This is a genomic window from Halalkalibacter akibai JCM 9157, from assembly GCF_000513135.1.
Classification (GTDB): domain Bacteria; phylum Bacillota; class Bacilli; order Bacillales; family Bacillaceae_D; genus Halalkalibacter; species Halalkalibacter akibai.
Map to the genome: position 1 here is coordinate 121393 of NZ_BAUV01000005.1, position 17659 is coordinate 139051.

Here is a 17659-nt window from a genome sequence, read left to right on the forward strand (position 1 = left end):
AATTTTAATAGGTAATTTAGTAACTTGTTTTGTTTTCAATAGTATAAGGATCAAAATACTTCAATGAAAAGGGCTCCTCCCTAGTTCATTAGGAATATAGGGAGGAGTTTTTTGTATATTGAACTGGCTAGCAGGATTCGAACCTGTGCATGATGGAGTCGAAGTTGGTTACCTTGCCGATTAAAGCGAATAAGGAAGCAAAAGAACGATCCCTTTGCAGCCTACCGACATAAAAAACCACCCTTAGCAAAATAAAGGATGGTTTTTTTATGTTTAACCTATCTTATCAACTTGTTCTTTCTTCCAACTTGATTTATTCGGTTTTCCACTACTAATTTCATGTTTGGCAGCTTTATAAAATGAGGCTCCCATTAATAACATGACAATCGAAAATGGTAGGGCAGCAATAATCAACATATTTTGTAGTCCTTGTGTACCACCAAAATAAACAATGATGGCAGCCATAGCTGACATAGCAAGACCCCAAACGACTTTAATAGAATTAGCAGGATTAATCGACCCTCTTGTACTTAACATACCAAGACAAATGTTGCCGATCTGCCGACGTAATGAAAAAGATCGCAATAACCACGATGGTTAAAAGTGATAATAATCCACCTAATGGATAATTCTGCAGGACCCCAAACGTAGTTGTTTCCAAAGAGTAATTAGAAATAACAGCCAAACCGTTTTGTTCTAGATTTAGTGCAGAAACACCAAATACAGTAAAAAAGATAAAGCAGACGAATGCTGGGACAAAAAGGACTCCTAACATAAATTCTTTAATCGTACGCCCCCTAGAAATTCTAGCAATAAAGATCCCTACAAATGGAGCCCAAGAGATCCACCAAGCCCAGTAGAAAATCGTCCAATTATCAATCCAGGTCCGGCCTGTTTCATTTAGTGGCGAAATCCGAAAACTCATATCAAAAAAGTTCGTAATATAACTCCCAAGTGTCGCTACATACATGTTCAAAATGTATAATGTAGGACCAACAATGAAGAGTAAAATCATAAGGGCTATTCCAAGTCCCATATTGATGTTACTAAGATATTTAATGCCCTTTCCAATACCAGACCAAGCTGAGAAGATAAATAGAGCCGTAGCAATTGCTAAAATAAGTAACTGCATGCCAAATGTGTTCGGTGTATCAAAAAGAAAAGATAATCCCCCGTTAATCTGTGCAGATCCAAATCCAAGAGTGGAGGCAACACCTACTACAGTGGCAAAAACAGCAAGTGTGTCAATTAATTTACCGGCCAGTCCTTGCATATGCTTTTTACCAAAAATTGGAATTAGCGTAGCGCTAATTAAGCCAGGTAGACCTTTGCGAAATTTAAAATAAGCTAAAGCTAGCGCTACAAGTCCGTAAACGGCCCAAGCGTGAATTCCCCAATGAAAAAATGAGTACTGCAGTGACTGCCTAATCGCTTCATTGGAACCTGCCTCAGCTGTTGGAGGGTTAATAAATGCATGAGAAATTGGCTCAGCAGTCGTCCAAAAAACCAATCCCATCCCCATTCCCGCACTAAACAACATAGCAAACCACGAAGGCAAACTAAATTCGGGATGGTCACTTTCTTTACCTAATTTAATTTTTCCAAAGCGGGAAAAAATAAGGTAGATACAGAAAGACAAAAACAACATAATAATCAATAAGTAGTACCAACCAAATGCTTCAGAAATATACGATGTTACATTTGAAGATACGGCCTGTAAGTGACCAGGAGCAATGGCACCCCAAAAGACAAATACGGCACAGATAGAAAGTGAATACCAAAAAACGGCACTTTCATTCTTCACACTCTCACCTCAATTCATGAATTTAAGAACTAGGTTATTATCTCTTAACTTATGAAATTAATCAAATAGACTGGTTGTAAGTGGGCGTTTTCGTTAACTTGACGGGGGATGCAAAGGGACGGTTATAGTGCTTTCTCTAACAGTTAGAAGAAACGAGAGACTGCAGCTAGTAGAAGCACTCTTCGATACAAGTACAAGCCTGAATACTCTAATCTTTTGCTGAATTTATAAAAATACCCGAACAAATTAATTCTCTACACATACGATGTCTTGTGGAGTGAAGTTAAGACTTCAACAATAAATAAAGGAGTTGTTACAATGACTGGAGTTGCAGGAGCAGGATATGGTGGAGGATTTGCATTATTAGTTGTGCTATTTATCCTACTTGTTATTATTGGTGCAAGTTGGGGTGGAGCAGGATACGGCGCTTACTAAATAAGAAAAGAGCGCAATGGGTTGGTTCGTTCAGCCGAACGTTAGCGTAAAAGAAGGCACAATTAGCGGATTTTATCTGCTTGTTGTGCCTTCAATTGGTTCTATACATCAAACATCCTTGCATCTTTTTTTGCCGAGGGAAATGAATTTACAATTCTTTGAACCTGGTAACATATTTTGTTAAAAATAATTGATTGCATAATTATACATAAAAATGATATATTGTTTCTTGTTCAAAAAAAGCATTAAATATTATTGTGAAATAGAAGAATTGGGAGAGAGACATCATGGAAGTTGAAAAACTACAAACATTAGATATTAAAAAAGATAAAGAATACACAGCAAAACAATATATGAAGTTTTGGTTACCGTCATTAATAGGAGTTTTGCTATTTCTAGTGCCAATATCAATAAATGACAAGGTAACGATTGGTCTCGGGGTGTTAGCAGATGCGCTGCAAGGGGCGATTGCGGATTATATTCCTTTCATTATGACAGTTATTCTATGTTTATCTGCCATTGGTAGTATAGTAGTTACACTAACTAAACCTGAAGCTGTCAAACAGAGTCCATTTTTAAATAGTTTATTTAACATTACGCCATTTTGGTTGGTGCTTAGAATCATTGGTGCGGTTTTTGCTATTTTAATTCTTAACGAGGTAGGTCCTGAATTCATCTGGTCAGCTTATACGGGTGGGGTTGTGCTCTATGATTTAATTCCAGTATTAATGGTTTGGTTCTTATTTGCTTGTTTATTTATGCCACTATTGCTTCAGTTTGGGTTAATGGATTTTATCGGCACATTGGTACGTAAAATTATGTATCCTTTATTTAAACTTCCTGGACGTTCGTCTGTTGATGCATTGGCATCTTGGATGGGAAGTGGAACAGTTGGTGTATTATTAACGACGCAGCAATATGAATCTGGTTATTATACAAAACGAGAAGCTGCTGTTGTGGCAACGAATTTTTCCATTGCGTCCATTGCGTTTAGTCTTGTGATTGCAAAGTTTCTAAACATTGATCATATGTTTATACAATTTTATTTTACGGTAATTGTAACAGGGATTATTGCCGCAATTATTTGCCCGAGAATTCCGCCGCTTTCATTAAAAAAGGATGCATATTATGAGCCTGTAGGTAAACAAATTGATGAAGTGGTTCCAGAAGGAGTATCAAGTTTCCGTTGGGGAGTTGAACAAGCTGTAGAAAGAGCGAGTCAAGTGAAGAGTTACCGTAATGTAATAAAAAGTGGAATTCAAAATGTCATTGATATTTGGTTTGCCTTAATTCCATTAGTGATGGCGCTAGGAACGATTGCTCTAATCATAGCCGAATTCACACCAATTTTTACTTACTTATCTTATCCTTTTGTCCCGTTCCTACAGTTACTACAAATTCCTGAGGCACAAGCTGCCGCTCCGGCCATGATTGTTGGGTTTGCTGACATGTTTTTACCTGCGGTTATTGGGAGTGGAATTGAGTCAGAACTTACACGTTTCGTGATTGGAGTTATGTCTTTAACACAGTTGGTTTACATGTCTGAAATTGGGATTTTGTTGTTAAAGTCGAAAATTCCTATTTCATTTGTTCAATTGTTTATTATCTTTTTACAAAGAACGATCATTACGTTGCCAGTAGCTGCTGCAATGGCACACTTTTTATTCTTCTAAAAATAAGATAAAGTAAGTAATGGCGATTATTATGAAAAAAGCATTGGTGTCTACCAATGCTTTCTATTTGTTTATATACAAGAATGAAATTTGAAAGGTGAATGATAACGTGAATGTTGAATCATTTTTTTCTAAATCAACTAAAGAAGCACTTCAGAATGACCCACCAGGTGAGTGGATGCCAGCTCTTCCAGACGAATGCATACGTCTAAGTTCCGGCTACCCAGCACCACATTTAATGCCTGATAAAGAGATAAAAGCAGCGGTAGCCCGTTTGCTTGAAGAAGAGAAGGATCAGCCACTGCATTATTTAGGTAGTCCGAAAATGGAAAAATTAAAAGAGCAAATATTAGATAGGTTAAGCATACGAGGTATGAATGTCTCAACAGATGAGTTGTTAATTACCGCTGGTGCCTGTCAGGCGATTGATCTTATTGCTCGTGTTCTCATTGATGATGAAACACTTGTAGTAATCGAAGCACCTACCTATATGGAAGCGTTAGAAATTTTTAAGAATTACACGAACCACTTTATTAGTATTCCAGTTGATGAGTATGGATTACAAACCGATCTTTTAGAAGAAGTACTTGTAGAAAGAAAAGAGAAAGGTCTCAGCCTTCCACGTTTTTTATATACGATACCGACGTTTCAAAATCCAACAGGTACGACGATGACAGAAGAACGAAGGAAGCATGTGTTGGAGCTCTCAGCTAAATACAATTTCCTTATTTTAGAGGATGATGCATATGGAGAATTACACTTTGATAAGCATTCCACTCCATTAAAAGCAATGGATACAGACGGCCGTGTTCTTCATGTTGGATCTTTATCTAAAGTAGTAGCCCCCGGAATGAGAATTGGCTGGATTGCGGCAACATCTGAATTTATTACGGCCTTGGCGTGGTTTAAAAAGGATTTGGATCATCCATTTGCTCAAGCCACAATGGCTGTATATTTAGAGAGTATTGATATGCAAGAGAGGGTAGAAACATTAAGAGCCACGTACCAAGCTAATTGTTCCGTCTTACTTTCTGCTCTCGAACAATATTTACCAAAATCCGCTTCCTGGTATGTTCCGAATGGAGGATATTTTGTATGGGTTAAAGTTACAGGTGATACGTCAGAATTATTAGCTCCGGCGTTGGAAGAAGGGGTATCCTTCGTTCCGGGAAAATACTTTTTCTTAGATCAACAAGATGGAACGAAATATCTACGTCTGTCATTTAGTTATGCCGATGAAAAGAGGATTGTTGAAGGGGTTAAAAGACTTGGTAGTGTGCTGAAATAGGAAGCGAGGGAAGAAGCGTGGGGACGGTTCTCGTGCTTCTTTAAAATTTGTAGGTTATTTATTAACATTTATAGAAGAAAAAACCTTGTAATAATATTAAAATACTCTAATAAACAGGCTCCTCCTAAAGTTCATTAAGAACCTAGAGAGGAGCCTTTTGTTTAACTGGGCTAGCAGGATTTGAACCTACGCATGACGGAGTCAAAGTCCGTTGCCTTACCGCTTGGCTATAGCCCAACGCTATTTTTAGTATGGATGGAATTAGATTTAATTATACAAACGAAACGAAAGAAGTAAGGATGAGAACTATCCCTTGCAACTGCGCCTATTTTTGCAATGTATATTTTTCTTTGTGTAACATATATATTGCATTATGAGTACTATATATTGTATGATCTGTTTATACAACAATTTACGGAGGTGTAAAAAATGAGATTTTGGAAAAAGAAACATGTTGATGAACGGGTGCAAAATATTCAAAACAAAATTTATAAAGAAATTTATTTCGGTATAATGTTACTAGCTTCACTCTCGATTGTGATTAAATTTATTACTATCGGGATGTCTTTTCAAGTCGTACTAACGGAATGGCTGATTATTTTATTTTCATCTATTTATTACACGACAAGATCTGTTTATCTTGGTATTTATTCCGATGAGGTAGAGTTACATGATAGTAGGAGTAAAGTGAAGCTAGGTACCAAAAATCTTATTGTTGGTATTGGTTTAGGTTTAGTGCTTGCAATCTCTTTTGCAACGAACAGTGCGATTAATTATGCAGATAATACACAAGAGGCCGTAAACTTCTTTTTTCTTGTTTTTGGTGTCTCACTATTCATTTACGTTCCCATTTTTGCAGGGGTGACCGGACTTTCGTACTTAGTTGCGAAAAAGAAAAGTGAGCAAATAAATCAAAATCAATTAGATGATCATGAAGGCAAGTGGTAGTATGAAAAATAAACGTTTGAAAATGGCTCGAATGGCATATGATTTATCTCAAGAAGACTTAGCAAAAAAAGTAGGAGTCACTAGGCAAACCATTGGTCTAATTGAATTAGGCAAATATAACCCAACTTTAAATTTATGTATTGCCATCTGCAAAGCTTTAGATAAAACGCTGGATGAGTTGTTTTGGGATGAAGAAAAGTGAATATAAACAAATGTGATTGTCAAAGGATAATCTTAAAAAAGAGATACTACTTAATGTATTTAGAGAAAAGTAGTATCCTTTTTTTATAAAAATGAGTTACGATTATATAGAAGAGAAGCTGATGAGTTACGAGTATTTGCGGTTTGATCAAGGCCTATAAGGTAGATTAACTCTTCAGGAAAGAACCAGGACGAGCAGTGCCTATTATATGTATGAAGATAAGGAGTTAGAAATAAGTTGTGATTAAATATATTAATCAATTAACTTATTTATTAATGAGATAGTTTTATATATATGATATAATAAGCTATGAAAGCGATTTAGTAAATCCTTGAAGAATACATTATATCTTCATTAAGTAGTAGAAACGTAGTAGCGTACAATTTTTTTTTTATCAGTTACATAGATCCTATTATTTATATATTGGAGGAAAAATAACATGACTCTTGATGTGAAAAAATCCATTCAAAGTGGCAAAACAGTACTTGGTATCGAACTTGGTTCAACACGGATTAAAGCAGTGTTAATTGGAGAAGATCATCTACCGATTGCGTCTGGTAGTCACGATTGGGAAAATAAGTATGAAAACAACATTTGGACTTATAGTGTAGACGACATTTGGAAAGGCATACAAAACAGCTATCAACAGATGATTGCAGATGTAAAGCAACAATATGATGTGACTTTACAAACAGTAGGAGCTATTGGTTTTAGTGCAATGATGCATGGTTATATGGCTTTTGATAAAGACGGAGAGCTTCTAGTTCCTTTTCGGACATGGCGAAACAATATGACTGAACAAGCTTCGAATTCGTTGACGGAGCTATTTAACTATCAAATTCCTCAAAGATGGAGTATTGCTCATCTTTATCAAGCAATTTTGAACCAAGAAGAACATATTTCAGACATTCGTTTCCAAACTACTTTAGCTGGGTATGTACATTGGAAATTAACAGGTCAAAAAGTTCTAGGAGTTGGAGAAGCATCTGGTGTATTTCCAATTGATCTGGAGACGAAGAAATACAATCAGAAAATGATCGATCAATTCAATGAATTGACTGCACCTAATAACTTACCGTGGAAACTTGAAGAGATTTTACCTGAGGTTTTAGTGGCAGGTGAGAGTGCTGGAGTTTTGACAGAAGAGGGAGCAAGACTATTGGATGTTAGCGGAGAGCTTAAAGCCGGAATTCCTCTTTGTCCGCCTGAAGGTGATGCTGGAACGGGTATGGTTGCGACTAATAGTGTGGCGGTGCGAACAGGTAATGTTTCGGCTGGAACTTCTGTTTTTGCAATGGTGGTGCTTGAAAAAGAATTATCCAAAGTTTATTCAGAGATCGACCTTGTTACAACACCTACTGGTAACCTAGTAGCTATGGCACATTCCAACAACTGTTCTTCTGATTTAAATGCATGGGTTGGATTGTTTGATGAATTTACAAAAGTACTAGGCTTGGAAATCGACCCTAATCAATTATATGGAACTTTATATAATAAAGCACTTGAAGGAGATCCGGATGCTGGTGGCTTACTCGCTTATGGCTACCTTTCGGGTGAACACATTACTCATTTTGAAGAAGGGCGGCCGTTGTTTGTTCGTTCTTCAGATAGCCATTTCAACCTGGCTAATTTCATGAGAGTCCATTTATTTTCAGCACTGGGTGCCCTTAAGATTGGAATGGATATTCTTCTTAAACAAGAGGAAGTAAAACTAGATGAGATGTTAGGTCATGGTGGATTGTTCAAGACAAAAGACGTTGGACAAAGTATTATGGCTGCAGCACTCAATGTTCCTGTATCTGTAATGGAAACGGCTGGAGAAGGAGGAGCATGGGGGATTGCTCAGCTTGCTTCGTATATGATTAACAAAGCGGAAAACGAGACGTTAGAGGAATATTTGAATGAGAAGGTATTTTCAGGTCAAACAGGAATTACGATTTCACCAGATCCTAAGGATGTAGAAGGATTCGAGCAATTTATGAAACGTTATAAAAGCGGCCTTGCCATTGAAAGAGCTGCGGTAGAGTACCTTAAATAAAATACTAATATGCTAACGCACTGGGAGGTCTTTCTCTAGTGCGTTTTTATGTGCTCGTACAATGTAATAGTGCAGTCGTTTTCCAATTCTTGTTTTTTAGTATCGTGTCATTAAAATTATTCCAAAAAAACAATATAAGGCTCAGGGTAATCTAGGATTATAGTAATTTTAATTCATTATTAGATTATTCAAACAATTATGATTTTAAAAAAATATTGCAATATATAGTTAGTGGCATTATAATACTTTTATCAAAGAGACATTTGTCTTCCTGGAGTGGATTATTATAGTCTAAGACTTTCTTAGGTAGATATTCAAATGTCAAATAGAGGAGAATTATAAATGAAAAATGTTATTGGAAAATGGAACCAGTTAAGTCTGGTAAAGCAAATCATGATCGGTTTGCTCATAGGAATAATCCTTGCTTTAACAATTCCTGAAATAGCAAGTCCTATTGTTATTTTTGGTTCATTGTTTGTTGGTGCGTTGAAAGCAATTGCACCTGTATTAGTTCTATTCTTGGTGATGTCTGCGATCACTCAGCATAAAAAAGGTCATCAGACTAATATGAAATCTATTATTTCTTTTTATCTACTAGGAACTTTTTTAGCTAGTTTATTAGCAGTTATCGTAAGTTTTCTTTTTCCAGTAAGCTTGACACTTGTTGAGGGTGCTGAGGGATTATCGGCTCCAGGAGGAGTTGTTGAGGTTCTACAAACATTGCTTTTAAACATTGTTGCTAACCCTGTTCATGCAGTTATGAATGCTAATTACATTGGCATCTTAGCTTGGGCTATCCTGTTAGGCTTAGCTTTAAGAAATGCGGCTGATACAACAAAAACAGTGGTTTCAAATGTATCTGAAGCTATTTCGAAAATTGTTGGATGGGTGATTCGTTTTGCTCCGTTGGGTATTATGGGATTAGTCTTCGAATCTATCAGTACAAATGGTCTAGAATCGCTACTAAGCTACGGGAAACTTCTAGCTGTACTAATTGGTTGTATGGTTTTTGTTGCTTTAGTCGTTAATCCAATTATTGTGTTTAGTGCATTGAGACAAAATCCGTATCCACTTGTTTTCAAGTGTGTAAGAGAAAGTGGGATGACGGCTTTCTTCACTCGTAGTTCAGCTGCCAATATTCCTGTAAATATGAGATTGTGTGAAGAGTTAGGGTTAAATAAGGATCGTTACTCAGTATCGATTCCTTTAGGGGCAACAATTAATATGGCTGGAGCTGCTGTAACCATTTCAGTGTTAACTCTAGCAGCAGTTCATACACTAGGAATTCAAGTCGACTTGCCAACAGCCATTATTCTTAGTGTCTTAGCGGCTGTGAGTGCATGCGGTGCTTCGGGTGTTGCAGGAGGTTCTTTGTTATTGATTCCTCTAGCTTGTAACTTGTTTGGAATTCCAGCTGATATAGCCATGCAAGTAGTTGGGGTAGGTTTTATCATTGGAGTCTTGCAAGATTCTTTCGAAACGGCCCTTAACTCATCAACAGATGTTCTTTTCACAGCAACTGCCGAATTTAAAGAGTGGAAGCAAGAGGGGAAAGAAGTCACTCTTAATAAGGTGGGCTAAGAGGAAGCGTTTGGACGGAAGCGTGGGGACGGTTCTCTTGCTTCCTTCTTTTGTTCCATTTCACTTTTCTATTTTTCAATTTCAATCCAAGAGCCCTGCTTTATAACAGAAAGTAGGGCTTTTGGATAATTTGTCGGTAAAGTGTTTCCGAAATTAACTATTATTCGTCTAGCAATTCTAATGTAGTAAAAAGTAAAGATTGACAAAAAAAGTGCCAGACCTTATGATCAAAATAATTAAATAATATTCCTAAAGGGGAGTAGCTTTTACAACACAGTCGTCATTACAGAGTTTCATACTCTCGGCTATGTTGGCAACTAACATTGTTAGCAAGACCTTTACTGTTATGGTAAAGGTCCTTATATTTTAAAACCTTTGCCGTTTTCGGTGAAGGTTTTTTTTAGTTTTCTAATAAATTAAACTGCGGCGTTACTTAGCATTAATGCTAAAAAGACTGTGATGATTCGAACAAGGAGGATTACAATTGATATTAAGAAAATACACATCACTTTTAGGGATAGGTTCAGCGCAAGTTGATTTAATATTGCCTAAGGAAACATTTAATCGCGAGGAAGAAATTGTTGGTTATTTTTTGATAAAAGGTGGGATCATTGAACAACAAATTAAGCAAATTGATTGTGACTTAATTCGCATTGAGCACACAGATAATTCGGAAACCATTCTTCATTCTACGAGTATGACTGTGGAAAAACAAATTAATCAAGATATGATAGAGAAATTATCATTTACCTTTATACTAGCTCCGGATATTCCTGTTTCAACCTCTAAAAACTCTTATTGTTTTAGAACGAAGCTTACTTTCGATGCAGGAGTTGTCAGCACCGACTTGGATTATATAAAAATTATATAAGGCATGGAGTTTAAGAACTTTTGGTGAAACTATTAGCGAATAGATTCAAAAAAGAGCGAAAGACTAAAGGGTGAACTGAATGAGACAAAAGAACAATTGATGAAAAAATTGGACAGTGTTTACAGTTGGGAAACAGAATAAAAAAATCTCCTTTCGGACCACAGATTCTAGGGTTGAATGAGATCATGATGACATAGTAATTATTAGTATTTTAGCAGATATAGATTTTTGAAAAGAGGAGCTTACCATGACTTATTTATTATTACTTATCGGCTTTGTTCTATTAATTAAAGGGGCTGACTACTTTGTGAAAGGTGCTTCAAGCATTGCGACTGCTTTGCGAATTTCGCCTTTACTCATTGGTTTAACTATCGTAGCGTTTGGAACAAGTTCACCTGAAGCAACTGTTAGTATGGTAGCTGCGTTTGAAGGGAATGCTGGTGTGGCAATTGGGAATGTGATTGGAAGTAATATTTTTAATATTACCTTTGTTGTTGGTTTGACTGCTTTCTTGTATCCACTAAGAGTCGAGAATGAAACGATAAGAAAGGAAATACCATTCACGTTATTAGCAGGTGTTGCCTTACTAATTGTAATAAGTGATGTATTTCTCCAATCCATAAGCGGGAACTTTATTACAAGAAGTGACGGGTTTATTCTATTACTATTCTTTGCAGTCTTTTTATACTATATATTCGAAGTGGCTAGACGAGACAGGAAAAAAAATACGAGTGACACTTCCAAACCAGAAGCTTCCTCATGGGGGAAGAATTTAGCATTTACGGTCGGAGGCCTTGCGGCGATAATCTTTGGTGGAGATCTTGTAGTAGATGGTGCAACTAAGATCGCTATTTCACTTGGAATGAGTGAAACCTTAGTTGGTTTAACAATCGTAGCAATTGGTACGTCTTTACCCGAATTAATTACATCGGTTACAGCTGCTATTAAAAGAGAAAGTGAAATTGCACTAGGAAATATAGTTGGAAGTAACATTTTCAATATTTTCTTTGTACTTGGAGGAGCTTCTGTCATTTCTCCTCTAGCGGTTGATAGTAAAATATTTGTGGATATCTTTTTCATGCTTTTACTAACAGTAGTATTACTTGTATTCTCGAGAACCAATTTCAAAATTGGTAAGTTTGAGGGAATCATTCTTGCCGCCTCGTATATTCTATACATGGTGTACATCATTATCAGAAACTAATATGTTTTCTAGAGGGATTAGAAGTGAGATGATAGAAACACTAGGATTGCATTTCGTTTCAAATTTGGGTGTTCGTTAAAAATTTAATGACCAATAAAATAGGAAAAAGCTTAAGGAATATTGAATTTCTTAAGCTTTTTAGTAAGTCATGGCAATAAGTTTCAAAGCTTTTCGATTAAAGCTTCAACGTCATGAAGAACTTCATCAATGGAATGATATTGTCCTTTTATCCTCAACAATTTTCTAATGATATTCTTCGTTTCGGTCGTAATTGTTAGTTCCTCTTCCCAACTTTGCTCTTTTTGAGAAGTGGGTTGAAAGCGAGAATACAGTAAGAAAAGAAGGAAGTGTCCTAATGCGTAGAAATCACTCTTAAATGATTGCTCCCTGAACAATGTCTTTTCGGGATTTATGTTAGCTGTTTGCGATAAATCATCGATTTCACCAAAAACAGCAAGTCCAAAATCAATTACAAACAATTGACCTTCCTTGTTAATAATGTTTGGCAGTCGTAAGTCACGATGAATCAGCTGGTTTTCGTGTAAATACTTAACCACAATTAAGACTTTTACTAAGATTTGTAGACTTTCCTTTTCTCCGTATGTTTGACTGCCATTTAAAATTAAATCCTCAAAATTACTGCCGTCAATATAATCCATTACTAAAAACCATTTTTGATTTTCTTGAAATAAATCAATATATTTAGGAATAGAAGGGTGGTTAAGCTTTGAAAGAGTAATGGCTTCCTTTTTAAGCATTTCTTTGCTCTTTTTATCCTTTCTTTCTCGATGTTGTTTAACTACAACTGTTTGTTTTTTATCTTGGTCAAAAGCAAGATACACTTGCCCATAACTACCTTTACCGATATAACGCAAAATTTGAAAACGGCCCCTTAGAAAAGTACCAATCTTAAGGGGCCTTTCAAAAAGGTGTTCAAAACATCTAAGCATGGCGATTAGCTACTACTATATGATCTGAAAAAGCCACTTGATCTATGTTTTTTCTTATAATACTTGTGTCCATAATTAGAAGGACGGTGACTGTAATGTTTTCTTTTATAGTCACTACTTGAGTAATGCTTGTACTTTGACTTGTTGTTAAGCAAACTTTTTAAGATTTTTTTTAACATGATTGTATCCCCATTTCCTTTAATATATAAAAAAACACTCTACCATATATTGGTAAAGTGTTTGCGTTCAGAAAGGCCTTTACCAATATTGGCAAAGGTCTCGCTAACAACGTATGTTGCCAAATTAAGCCGAGGAAGAACTCCCGTAATGACGACTTAATCGTAAAAGCTACTCCCCTTTGGAGTATTAATTTATATATTTATTTTATCAGTTCACGGCCGTTTAATCAATTGAATTAAAAGTGGGATTCCTTAATGCAGTCTAGCGCCAACGATTCCTTGAATCAAGAGGCTGGAAGATTGATCGAATTTGGAGTCGGAATTGGTGGAAGAATGCAGTAATTGAGATAGAAAGAATTGATCGGCGGATTAAAGAGTTGTTGAAGGACGAGGAGATAAAAGAAAAAATTTAGGTGATATTACAAGGGATAAGTAAAAGCCATCATTTTATTTGATGGCTTTTACTAATCTTCAAAGGAGAAAATTTATGATGGATGTCTATAAGTATTTTTACCCTCTAAATCTTCCTTGTACCTTGTTCTAGTTAGTTTGCAGGGTACAGTTTATTTTTCTTAAATTTATAATGTTATTCTAGTACATGTTCGTCAAAAAATTTATTACTTTGCTACTTTTACCTTCGCTTCTTTGGTAGATTCAATAGAAGGTACTAAATTTTGTTCTATAGCCATCTGCTTTACAATTTTGGGTGCACTCCATAGTGGTGGAAGTAGTAATATAGATACAGGTACTGCTGTGACAACAATAAAGTTTTGTAATGCCTGTATACTTCCTTCACCAATTGATAGTAGTACTACGGATAATAGTCCGAATAAAACGACCCAAAAGACTCTCATCCATTTTTGTGGATGATCTGTACCTTGTAAAGTGACTGCTACTGTATATGAAATGGAGTCAACTGTTGTTGATACAAACACAATACTAACAAGTAAGAACCCAATAGCCAACCATAATCCCATTGGTAATTGGTCCATGACGGCCATTACGGTCGCGGGCATCCCACCATCACCTAATGGACCTGAAATGGAGCCAGGATTATTTAGCTCATGAGATAATCCAGTGCCACCAACAACTGTAAACCAGAAATTACTAACTAACGGAGCAATAATAGAGACGGCTATAATAAGCTCTCTGATTGTGCGACCTCGCGATATCTTACTAATAAAAATAGCCACCATTGGTGCATAACCTAGGAACCAGCCCCAGAAAAATACAGTCCAATACCCAAGCCAAGCATGGTCTGCACGATATAAATTCATTTCGAAAAAATGCTGTAATTGAAAAGCTTGAGCGCCAATAAAAGAATCTATTAAAAACATAGTTGGGCCAATAATGAGAATGATTGCTGCTAATAATACAACAAATACCACATTTAAACGACTTAAGAATTGAATTCCTTTGTCGACCCCACTTGCTACAGATATAGCAGCAATGAGAATTAACGCTCCAACAATGATCATATTCGTAGCTATCGTATTTGGAATATCAAATAAAAAATGAAGACCATATCCAATTTGCAAACCTAAAAATCCAATTGGTCCCATTGTGCCTGCAGCAACGGCAATAATGGAAACGATATCGGCCGTGGAACCAATGATACTCTTATTAAATATCCTTTCACCGAAAATAGGATATAAAATGGCACGTGGTTTAAGGGGATAGCCTTTATGATAATGGGCATACATGAGGACAATGGTTGTTAAAGTACCTAAACACGCCCAAGCTAGAAAGCCCCAGTGAACAAAGCTTTGAGTTAAAGCCGGTATGATAGCCTCTTGCGGTGTCATCCCATCATTTGCAAACAACGGTGGAGTTGTTACAAAATGATAGATCGGCTCTGATGCAGCCCAAAATACACCACCACTAGCTAGAAGAATACATAGAATCATGGAAATCCAACGAAAATAACCATTCTCAGGTTTCTCCATTTTTCCTAACTTCAAATTTCCATATTTTGAAAAAGCTAATATGATTCCAATCACAAAATTTCCTAGTAATAATAATTGCCAATAAGCACCAAAAAATGTGACTGACCAATTGAAGGAATCTGTTACCCAACCTTCAACCATATTAATATCAATTAGTGAAAAAATAACAAAGAGGAGTAAAAAACCTCCACTCACAGCAAATGTAGTCCAATCCGTTTTCAAATTCTTTATTGTATCCATTCTTTCCTCCCATAATTATAACGAAGCGAGAACGTTATTTTAATCAACCGGTGATTTATCTTGAGGGAAAGTTTACGGAACGGAAGGCCCACTTGCTTTTTTTCTAAACTGTATACACCTATAATAGTCGTCTAAGATAATTTCACCTACCTTTCTATTTGTTTGTTGATTAACTTCTAAAAAGCCTCATAGTCGAAAGCAACAGTGTACTATTATAGTAATAAAACATTCCTCAGTCAAACCATGTTATCTTCTAAGGGTATTTATGAGCTTTCGTATCATTTTAAATGGAACACAATTTGCCTTTTGGAAACTTATCTGTTACTCTTAAGAAGAATTATTTTTGTTCGATCTTTAGGAATGAATAAGTGGTTAAACTTTTCGCCTTTGATAACTGAACATCTATAGTAATAAATGGTGGACGAAATCCACCGCAGGAGGAAACAAACATGCAAGAAGGTACAGTAAAATGGTTTAACGCAGAAAAAGGATTCGGTTTCATCGAAGTTGAAGGTGGAGATGATGTATTCGTACATTTCTCAGCTATCCAAGGCGAAGGATTTAAATCTTTAGATGAAGGCCAAAAAGTTACATTTGAAACTGAGCAAGGTCAACGTGGACCTCAAGCTGTTAATGTAAACAAGGCATAATGGAAAAAGGACTCTAGATTAGAGTCCTTTTTTTATGCAAACAAAACATACAAAAAAAGGCTGACTATGAAATGCCTCCCCGTTAACAAGTCCGATATATACACCATAAGGTAAAATTATATCTCGAGTTAACGGATGTTGGCATTTTACTTTTAGTCAGCCTCGGGGCAAACATGATACAAGTGGTAAAATGGTTAGATGAAGCATAACACACAAAGCCTAGAATACCTAATTATAATTCATTTAGAAAGCTGACAACCTGTTTTAAGGCTGATTTTAACTTTTTTGTTAAGGTTGTTATGTTGTTGAATGGGCATAGTGAAATAATAAGATACTAAGACATATCGCTTTATGTATTGGTTATGGCAATTATTTAAGAAGGAAGTGAACTTTCGTGATAAACATAACGATTCCAACACCGAATGTTACGATTACCAAACAGGATAATCCAGAGCTAAGTAATATCTATGGTTTTACTGATTTTCATCTGATCCCTAGAGATAAGGGTGGTATTTTCATGTTTTACAATGACAAGAAAGAGTTATTGTTCGTTGGTAAAGCAAGGAAGTTAAGACAAAGAATTAAAAAACATTTTGAGGATACTGTATCGCCAATCAAAATGCATAGAAATGAAGTTACTAAAATTGATGTTTGTGTGGTCGAAGGTCCTGTACATAGAGAAATTTATGAGACGTTTATTATTAATGAACTCAAGGCGAAGTACAATGTTGACAAAGTGTTTTTTAAGATGAAATCTGAATAAAGAAAAGCAATAGGTATAGCCTAGTAGGCTATACCTATTGCTTTTTTCTGAGTACAAATATAAATTAGTTTGCTTAGAAGGAGTGAGTATTGAGTTAACTCTCAGTTTTCTCTAATTTATAAATAGTGATATCATCAAAGTATAAGGAGGGCTATGAGAATGGATACGATAATTTTTGATGTTGATGATACACTATATGATCAAGCGCAATCTTTTCACAAAACGGTAAGGAAGCTTTTTCAAAAGCCATTTTCAGACGAAGAAATCGACCAATTATATAAAGCTAGTCGTAAGTATAGCGAGATTTTATTTGATCAAAGTGAAGCAGGTGAAATATCCCAATTCGAATGGCAAACCGGACGCATTATGGCTGCCTGTAGGGATTTCAACATCCCTATCGATACGGAAAAAGCGACTATTTTTCATGAAACGTATGTGATCGAACAAAAAAACATCACCTTGTTTCCAGAAGTGGAAGAACTACTAAATGTACTATACAAAGAAAGGAAACAGCTTGGAATTCTGACAAATGGGGAAGAAAAACATCAAGCAATGAAAATAAAGCAGCTCAGTCTTAGTAGATGGATTCCGGCAGAAATGACGTTTATTTCTGGTACGATTGGTCATGCAAAACCGAAAAGAGAAGTGTTTGATTTTATTGAACAGAAAATGGACCTTGATCAAACTAAAACCGTGTATATCGGGGATAATTTTGAAAAAGATATAATCGGAGCAAAACAAGCAGGCTGGCAAGCGATCTGGATGAATCATCGTAAGAAAGATTTACCTACTAATGCTACCTATAAACCTGATAAAGAAGTACATAGTGCCAAAGAGTTATTGGAATTATTTGTGAAAAAAGCTTAGGTCATTATGGTAGGAACCAG

At 36.0% G+C, this 17659-nt stretch carries 14 protein-coding genes, 1 tRNA gene and 1 pseudogene; 12 read left to right on the forward strand and 4 right to left on the reverse strand.

Annotation, left to right across the window (positions count from 1 at the left end; genetic code table 11):
* Nucleotides 1-273: 273 nt before the first annotated feature.
* Nucleotides 274-1804, reverse strand: a pseudogene (locus JCM9157_RS04955) (BCCT family transporter).
* 318 nt (nt 1805-2122) lie between these two features.
* On the opposite strand from JCM9157_RS04955, the gene JCM9157_RS23840 reads away from it, so the two are divergent.
* From JCM9157_RS23840 to JCM9157_RS04965, 3 genes are all read left to right on the forward strand, one after another.
* Nucleotides 2123-2239 carry a YjcZ family sporulation protein gene (locus tag JCM9157_RS23840; RefSeq protein WP_081734046.1) on the forward strand — a complete coding sequence of 39 codons (117 nt, stop codon included), beginning with the start codon at nt 2123-2125 and terminating at the stop codon, nt 2237-2239.
* Between the two features lie 287 nt (nt 2240-2526).
* Nucleotides 2527-3912, forward strand: coding sequence for a YjiH family protein (locus tag JCM9157_RS04960; protein ID WP_035662771.1), 1386 nt, complete (start codon nt 2527-2529; stop codon nt 3910-3912).
* 109 nt (nt 3913-4021) lie between these two features.
* Nucleotides 4022-5200: an aminotransferase-like domain-containing protein gene (locus tag JCM9157_RS04965; RefSeq protein WP_035662773.1), complete on the forward strand. Its 1179-nt coding sequence runs from the start codon at nt 4022-4024 to the stop codon at nt 5198-5200.
* Between the two features lie 165 nt (nt 5201-5365).
* On the opposite strand, the gene JCM9157_RS04970 is transcribed toward JCM9157_RS04965, so the two are convergent.
* Nucleotides 5366-5437: transfer RNA gene (locus JCM9157_RS04970), tRNA-Gln, on the reverse strand.
* Between the two features lie 192 nt (nt 5438-5629).
* Here JCM9157_RS04970 and JCM9157_RS04975 point away from each other — a divergent pair.
* From JCM9157_RS04975 to JCM9157_RS05000, 6 genes are all read left to right on the forward strand, one after another.
* On the forward strand, nt 5630-6148 hold the full coding sequence (locus JCM9157_RS04975) for a DUF6773 family protein (RefSeq protein ID WP_035662774.1): 519 nt from the start codon (nt 5630-5632) through the stop codon (nt 6146-6148).
* A 1-nt stretch (nt 6149) separates the two neighbouring features.
* Nucleotides 6150-6350, forward strand: a complete 201-nt coding sequence (locus tag JCM9157_RS04980; protein ID WP_035662776.1) for a helix-turn-helix transcriptional regulator — start codon at nt 6150-6152, stop codon at nt 6348-6350.
* A gap of 439 nt (nt 6351-6789) precedes the next feature.
* Complete coding sequence (locus JCM9157_RS04985) at nt 6790-8388, forward strand: xylulokinase (RefSeq protein ID WP_035662777.1); 1599 nt, start codon at nt 6790-6792, stop codon at nt 8386-8388.
* A 342-nt stretch (nt 8389-8730) separates the two neighbouring features.
* The gene (gene sstT / locus JCM9157_RS04990; RefSeq protein WP_035662778.1) at nt 8731-9969 is read left to right on the forward strand and encodes a serine/threonine transporter SstT; all 1239 of its coding nucleotides are present in this window, start codon (nt 8731-8733) and stop codon (nt 9967-9969) included.
* Nucleotides 9970-10453: 484 nt separating this feature from the next.
* Nucleotides 10454-10840, forward strand: a complete 387-nt coding sequence (locus JCM9157_RS04995; protein WP_035662780.1) for a sporulation protein — start codon at nt 10454-10456, stop codon at nt 10838-10840.
* A 247-nt stretch (nt 10841-11087) separates the two neighbouring features.
* Nucleotides 11088-12044 (forward strand): calcium/sodium antiporter, encoded by a 957-nt coding sequence (locus JCM9157_RS05000; protein ID WP_035662782.1) that lies wholly within the window; start codon nt 11088-11090, stop codon nt 12042-12044.
* Nucleotides 12045-12205: 161 nt separating this feature from the next.
* On the opposite strand, the gene JCM9157_RS05005 is transcribed toward JCM9157_RS05000, so the two are convergent.
* Nucleotides 12206-12919: a serine/threonine protein kinase gene (locus JCM9157_RS05005; RefSeq protein ID WP_158318612.1), complete on the reverse strand. Its 714-nt coding sequence runs from the start codon at nt 12917-12919 to the stop codon at nt 12206-12208.
* Between the two features lie 871 nt (nt 12920-13790).
* Nucleotides 13791-15359: a BCCT family transporter gene (locus JCM9157_RS05010; protein WP_035662785.1), complete on the reverse strand. Its 1569-nt coding sequence runs from the start codon at nt 15357-15359 to the stop codon at nt 13791-13793.
* Between the two features lie 449 nt (nt 15360-15808).
* On the opposite strand from JCM9157_RS05010, the gene JCM9157_RS05015 reads away from it, so the two are divergent.
* The 3 genes from JCM9157_RS05015 (at nt 15809) to JCM9157_RS05025 (ending at nt 17639) form a co-directional block, all read left to right on the forward strand.
* On the forward strand, nt 15809-16009 hold the full coding sequence (locus tag JCM9157_RS05015) for a cold-shock protein (RefSeq protein ID WP_035662787.1): 201 nt from the start codon (nt 15809-15811) through the stop codon (nt 16007-16009).
* A 394-nt stretch (nt 16010-16403) separates the two neighbouring features.
* Nucleotides 16404-16772 (forward strand): nucleotide excision repair endonuclease, encoded by a 369-nt coding sequence (locus tag JCM9157_RS05020; protein WP_035662789.1) that lies wholly within the window; start codon nt 16404-16406, stop codon nt 16770-16772.
* Nucleotides 16773-16931: 159 nt separating this feature from the next.
* Nucleotides 16932-17639 (forward strand): HAD family hydrolase, encoded by a 708-nt coding sequence (locus tag JCM9157_RS05025; protein WP_035662790.1) that lies wholly within the window; start codon nt 16932-16934, stop codon nt 17637-17639.
* Nucleotides 17640-17659: the final 20 nt, after the last annotated feature.